This is a genomic window from Streptomyces sp. NPDC057654 (genome assembly GCF_042800135.1).
GTDB lineage: Bacteria > Actinomycetota > Actinomycetes > Streptomycetales > Streptomycetaceae > Streptomyces.
This window is the reverse complement of the sequence record NZ_JBHVHQ010000498.1, coordinates 1-6,360: the sequence shown is the minus strand read 5'-3', so window position 1 is coordinate 6,360 and position 6,360 is coordinate 1. Positions and strand designations below refer to the sequence as shown.

Here is a 6,360-nt window from a genome sequence, read left to right as displayed (position 1 = left end):
CACCGCCCTGGAGGAGACGCCCACCGGCGTCCGGGTGGCCTTCCAGCACGGCGCGCCACGCGAGTTCGACCTGGTGATCGGCGCCGACGGGCTGCACTCCAACGTCCGGCGGCTCGCCTTCGGCCCGGAGGAGCGCTACGTCCGTCACCTCGGCTACTACGCGGCCACCTGGCAGCTGCCCAACTACCTCGGCCTGCCTCCTGGTTCAGTCGGCCTCAACGTCCCCGGCCGGCTTGCCGCCGTCGGCGCCGACCACCGCGACCTGACGCGGGCGGGCGCCCTCTTCCTCTTCGCCTCGGCCGAACTCCGCTACGACCGCCATGACGTGGCGCGGCAGAAGACACTGATCCGGGACGCCTTCGCGGGCCTCGGCTGGGAAGTCCCCGGGCTGCTGGAGAGCCTGGAGCAGTCCCCCGAGCTGTATTTCGACTCGATCAGCCGGGCCGACGTCCCCGCCTGGTCCACCAGCCGGATCGCCCTGCTCGGCGACGCCGCCTGCGGGGCCACCATCGGCGGGATGGGTACCGGCACCGCCGTAGTGGCGGCGTACGTCCTGGCCGGCGAGCTGGCCCGGGCCCGCGGCGACCACCGCACCGCCTTCCCCCGCTACGAGCACACCCTGCGCGACTACGCCCAGGGCTGCCAGAAGGGCGGCGATCGCACCGGTCCGTTCCTGGCGCCCGCCACCGCGACCGGGCTGCGGATGCGCAACGGGCTGCTGAACCGGCGCTGGATCCTCGGCCAGATGCTGAAGATGGGCAAGCGGGTCAGCAGCATCGACCTGCCCGACTACACGGCCGAACCGGCCGACGCCGTGGGCGGACCGGTCAGCCCTCGTGCACGGCGGTTGGGATAACCCCCTCCCGCCGGCACGTGAAGGTCCGGGCAGTGACGCGATCAGGAACCCGGCTGACCGGCGCAGCGCAGGATGCGCTCGATGTCCCAGAGGTGGTGGTGCCCGTCATGGGCGTTGTTGCGGGCCACGTCCTCCGCGCGCTGCGCACCCCGTGTGGCGTGCCGCAGCACGACCCCGGCCGCCAGCGCGGCGGTCACCGACTCCGCCCAGGCGTCCGCCGCCCGTTCCAGCGACCACAGGGCCGCCGCCATCGCGATCTCGTTGTAGTTGCGGCCCTCGGCCATCAGGTCCGGGTCGTAGCCGGGGACGTCCACCGCCCCCGACAGCCGGGCCCCGGCGAGCCGTTCGGCCCAGTTGCGCAGGTTGTCGGTGATGTGACTGAGGTAGGCCGCGGGCGTCCACCCCAGGTCGGGATGGCGCTCATAACCCGTGCGGCCCGCCAGGAGGCCACGGCCGTGAGCGGGCAGTCCCTCCACGATCCGGATCGCTTCCTCCGGCGTCAGCGACCACTCGAAGCCACAGCCGCCACAAGGATTTCCGTACAGACTCGCGCCCCACTTCTCCATGGGCTCCCACCCTAGCCCCGCGACCAGGAACGCGATCCACCAGTTCTACGAGACTGGGCGAGGCTGGGCCGGGCTGTCCGGGCTCTCAGCGGGCGGGAGGCGTGGATCCTCGGCTCGCCCTGTTGCTGTCGGCCTTCTTCTGGTGCCGCGGGATCGATTCGCCGCGCCGGAGTGCGCGCAACTGCCCTATTGCCACCGGCCCGTTCTACTTCGCGTTGCCGGAGTGGTTCACCGTGCAACAGAGTGGAGAAGCCGCCCGATTGGGCCCCCACGTGAGCACTTTGGCGGGGGTTCTCTCCACTCTCGTCATTACATCGGGATAGGCAGTCGGTCGGGGAACAACCCCGGACCCGCCTCCACGCTCTCGACGGCCGCTTGAGGGCGTCACGTGCATTTGTCGGCCTTGCCGGATGAGTGAAGGCAGCGCGAATCGAATTTCAAGTATATTTCGAACTGGCGGCGGAAGTGTCGGGCAAGGTCGATGTTCTCCTGCTCTCCGGAGTGCGTGAATGTATTGACCAAGCCGACGGCGGGGGCGAAGACTTCGGGTTCCGCGACGAATTCGAGGGGGATGATTGCGTGTCCGCGTCTTCAGATTCATCGAATTGGTTTCCTAATGTCGCCGGGGATTCCAACTTCATCCGTGAATTCCGCGCTGCCGTGGCGCCGAGCGAACGCGGGCGTCTACAGCACACACCGCCATTGATTCTCCTGGGCGTTCCGGGTGAGGGCAGAACGTACACCGAGCGAGTGCGGCGGGTTGTCGGGGCATTGGAGGGCGGCCTCCATAAAGACGGAAAGCTTGTTCCATACGCCTCCGTAGAGCTGGAGTTCGACAGACAGGAGCCGCCGCCGCTGCTGGCCGAGAAGGCGGGCAGCAAAATGGCACGGGGCGTGCCTCGGAACATGACGCCGAATAATTTCTCGGACTTCGAGCTTCTGAGAGATTTCGTCAAGCGCCTTCGTAATCCTCTGGAAGGGGAGGACAACCCCAACGAGGCGAGGCTGCTGCGCGACCACGTTTACAGCGAGCGCGTCGGACGCGGCGGCCTGCTCAAAGCGTTGTGGGTGCTTGGCGGAAGGCAAGCGCCCACCGTGCCCGGAGGGCTGCCGGGCTGGCTGCTGGAGTCGGTGCTCCAACCCCTCTTGAGGACCCTGCCGCGATGGCTGTGGGTACGACGGAAGACCCGCAGGCTCTTACGCGGCTGGCTTGGTGAGGAGCTGGACCGACGCGGTAGCCGCGAGGGACTTTTTGAGGTGCTGAGCGATGTCGCCAGTGTGCAGAGAGTGCACCTGTCCCTGCCGGTGGGAGATTCCCAGCACCAGGATGCGTTGGAGTTCCTGGAGAGAATTCTCGTGCGGGCCCTGTTGGCGGACTTGAGCAGGCCCGCTGTCGGCCGCCTGCTTCCCAAGCGGAGGCGACGAACCGCTCGGCCGGCTTTGCTGGTGGCGCTGCCCATGCCCGGCACAGAAGGAAGCCGGGTGGCCGAGCGGTTCCTGCGCTCCTTCAGCAGCACACGGAGCGATAGCCGGGCTCTCGGCCCGCTGGTCATCGGGGTAGGTCGGCTGTCGCCGGAATTCCTCGCCGAACTGAATGCCCAGGAGCGCAACCTCACCGAAACAGGGCTGTTGTCGCACCAGCCCGACGGGGCAACGGTGTCGACACTGCTGCCGGAGCAATCCTTCACGCCGGGCAAAGAGCCCGTGCAGTGCGTGGCCCCCAAGCGGTACCGAATCGACTGGCGTGTCCAGACGGTGCTCATGACCGTCCTGGCCGTGCTCTGCACCATGCTGCTGGTCATCGCCGCGAGGCCGTTGATCGGCCTGAGTATGCCGTCGCCTTGTGCCGACGGCAACGAGCCCATCGCCGGTCCTGGCGCGGCTACCCCTCCTACGGTACGCCGGCAGGAATGGGCCGCTGCTCTACAAGCGATCGCTCGGGAGAACAAGCGGGCCGAGGCGTTCCCCGCGGAGCGGGCGGTTCGAACTGTGGTGCACATAGGGGCAAGCGAACCCACGAGCGAGTCCGATGCACAATTCGACAGTTCGATTCCTGAACTGCGCGGCATCGCTCTATACCAGAAAAGGCTGAACGATGCGGCGGTGACCAACCAGAAGTTGATTCCATTGATCGTCGAAGAACGTCACGTGGGGGATTTCTTTGAGAACGCCGAGAGCGAGGCGGAGGCGCTGGTCAAGGAAATCGGCGAGCAGCCGCAGGGTGAGGGCCGCAAGAAGATTGTGGGGGTGATCGGGCTGGCGCAGAGCCGGGAGGAGACCAAGAAAGCCCTCCAGGTGCTCGAAAAGGCACACATTCCAGTGGTGGGTACCACGGCGACCGCAGATGAAATGGGGAGTGCGTTTGACGGCACCTACTGGCCTTTGACCCCGAAGAATTCGACCGAGGCCCGTATCGCAGCGAAGTTCGCACATGAATTTCGCATCGTGCCCCGTGGAGGGGGCGCCGGCGGGTGCACTACGGCCGATCACGCGATCGTTGTCGAGAGGGAAGTGGATCTGTACAGCAGGAGCCTGGCCAAGAGGTTCCAGACGCAATTCGAATCCCTCGCGTCAAGAGCTTCACGATTTACGATCAATTTTGACCAGAGTGGTATTGTTTCCGACCCGGACGCAAACGCTGACTTGGACAGTGCGAGCAGCCTCGCGGACAGTGTGTGCGACCTCCTCAAGGCGCACCCGCGTTCGATCGTGTACTGGGCCACGCGTGCGCGTGACTTCAGCGCCTTCCTCGATGCCATGGATGAACGGAGCACCTGCACTCGAAATGGTCTGACCGTGCTGGGAGGAAACGATCTGACCAACATGGCAACCAACGGCGCTTTCAACGGAAAGCAGTGGCTGAGACTGTACTACTCATCACACAGTCTCCCGAAGGACGACCCTCGTGCTACCGATGAGACCAAAGACTATGCGCGCGACTACGACGCGTTTGTGCAACGCGTCGACCCGTGGCGGCAGGACGGCCGCTCGGCAGTCGCTTACGACGCGCTGCACGCGCTGGCGAAAGCGGCCGAGATCGCGCGCGGCAGCGACAATCTGACGACCGCTGGAATACGCAGCGCGTTCAGGAGCGTGGAATTCGAGGGGGCGACCGGGTATATCAAGTTCCAAAACAGTGGCGATCCGCCCTACCAGAAGACGCTGGTGATATTACGGGCGTCCGCCAAGGGGCCGCGCACTGTTCTCGCGTGCGGCGCCTACGCGAAGGGGGAGACATACGCGAAACAAGACAGGGCCTGTGCTTCTTGACCTCCCACGCACTGCTGCCGACTCATCTGCTCTGAACAGGGCTGACCAGGGGCCCGCCAGCGGCACCGGTCTCAGGTGCGGCGATCCCGGCGGCCCCCGAACCCTCCGCCCCTTGCGGCTCGTTCAACTCCGTCAGCATCTGCTTGCTGAAGCCGAAGAAGTACGTGGCCACGAACCCCACCACATACCCGGCCACCAGCCCCGCCGCGTAGATCGCGACCGTCGTGCCCAATCCGTGGTCGCCCTTGAGGAGCGGGAAGAGTGCCCAGCCGGACGGGCCGATGGCCGTGGAGCCGACCGCGTCGCCGAGCTGGTTGAAGAGGCCGATGAAGCCGCCGCCGAATGCGCCGCCGACGCACGCCGTGATGAAGGGGCGGCCCAGCGGGAGCGATACGCCGTAGATGAGGGGCTCGCCGACGCCCAGGAAACCGGCCGGGAGCGCCGACTTGATCGTCTTGCGGATCGATTCGTTGCGCGGCAGCCGCAGATAGACCGCCACCGCCGCGCCGACCTGGCCCGCCCCCGCCATGGCGAGGATGGGCAGCAGGACCGTGAAGCCCTGCTGCTGGATCAGCGTGGTGTGGATGGGGATCAGGGCCTGGTGCAGGCCGAGCATCACCAGCGGGAGGAAGAGGCCGCCGAGCACGAAGCCCGCGCCCGCGCCGCCGTTCGCCAGCAGCCAGTTGGCGAAGTCGCCGATGGCCGTCGAGACCTCGCCCGCGACGAACATCAGGCCGAAGATCGTGACCAGCCCGGAGACCAGCACCGTGAGCGTCGGCGTGACCAGCACGTCGAGCGACTCCGGCACCCACTTTCGGCACTGCTTCTCCACGTACACGGCGAGCAGCGCCGCGCCCAGCGCGCCCAGCACGCCGCCCTGGCCCGGTGCGAGCTTCTGGCCGAACGCGCTGACGTTCTGCACCCCCGCGAAGACGATGATCGCCGCCACCGCCCCGCCCAGAATGGGCGTCCCGCCGAACTCCTTCGCCGTGTTGTAGCCGACGAACACCGCGATCAGCGACATGAACCCGGACGCGATCGCCGTCAGCGCCGGGACGATCCCCGGCAGCCAGCCCAGGTTCGCCAGCAGGCCGTTGATGCCCGCCACGATGCCGCAGCCGATCAGCGCCGGGATCAGCGGCACGAAGATGTTCGCGATCCTGCGCAGGAACAGCTTGACCGGCGTCGCGTTACGCGCGTTCTGACGGTCCTTGATGGCCGCGCCCTGGGCCGCCAGTTCCTCGGCTGTCACGGCATGCGGGGTGGGGGAGGCGGGTTCCTCCGTCGTACGTGCCTCCGCCACCAGCGCCTCGAACTCCGGCGTGACCCTCGCGACCGTACCCGGCCCCAGCACGATCTGGTACGTGTCGTCGTCCACCACCCCCATCACGGCGGGCAGCGCCTTCAGCTCCTCCTCCCGCACCAGGGAGCGGTCCCGGAGCGAGAGGCGGAGGCGGGTCATGCAGTGGGCGATGGTGTCGATGTTCCCGGCGCCGCCGACGAGCGGGAGGATCGCGGCGGCGGTGGCGCGGTTCTTGTCGTCTGTTGCCATGGTGCGGGTGCCTAGTTCTGGTGCGGGGCCCGCGCGACGGGCTCGCGGGGCCGGGGTGGTTTGGGGCCCGGGGAAGCCGGGGCCGGGGGCCGTCAGGCCATCGACGCGTGCAGCGC

At 67.3% G+C, this 6,360-nt stretch carries 4 protein-coding genes; 2 read left to right on the top strand and 2 right to left on the bottom strand.

What is annotated here, in order from left to right:
- Nucleotides 1–856: FAD-dependent oxidoreductase (locus ACFU99_RS28920; RefSeq protein WP_384397585.1), on the top strand; the 856-nt coding region annotated here is incomplete at its 5' end.
- 41 nt (nucleotides 857–897) lie between these two features.
- Here the strand turns inward: ACFU99_RS28920 and ACFU99_RS28915 are convergent.
- A complete protein-coding gene (locus tag ACFU99_RS28915) occupies nucleotides 898–1,422 on the bottom strand; it encodes a DinB family protein (RefSeq protein ID WP_384397583.1) in 525 nt (174 codons plus the stop codon).
- A 414-nt stretch (nucleotides 1,423–1,836) separates the two neighbouring features.
- On the opposite strand from ACFU99_RS28915, the gene ACFU99_RS28910 reads away from it, so the two are divergent.
- The gene (locus ACFU99_RS28910; RefSeq protein WP_384397581.1) at nucleotides 1,837–4,692 is read left to right on the top strand and encodes an ABC transporter substrate-binding protein; all 2,856 of its coding nucleotides are present in this window, start codon (nucleotides 1,837–1,839) and stop codon (nucleotides 4,690–4,692) included.
- Nucleotides 4,693–4,714: 22 nt separating this feature from the next.
- On the opposite strand, the gene ACFU99_RS28905 is transcribed toward ACFU99_RS28910, so the two are convergent.
- A complete protein-coding gene (locus ACFU99_RS28905; protein ID WP_384397579.1) occupies nucleotides 4,715–6,244 on the bottom strand; it encodes a PTS transporter subunit EIIC in 1,530 nt (509 codons plus the stop codon).
- Between the last annotated feature and the right edge of the window lie 116 nt (nucleotides 6,245–6,360).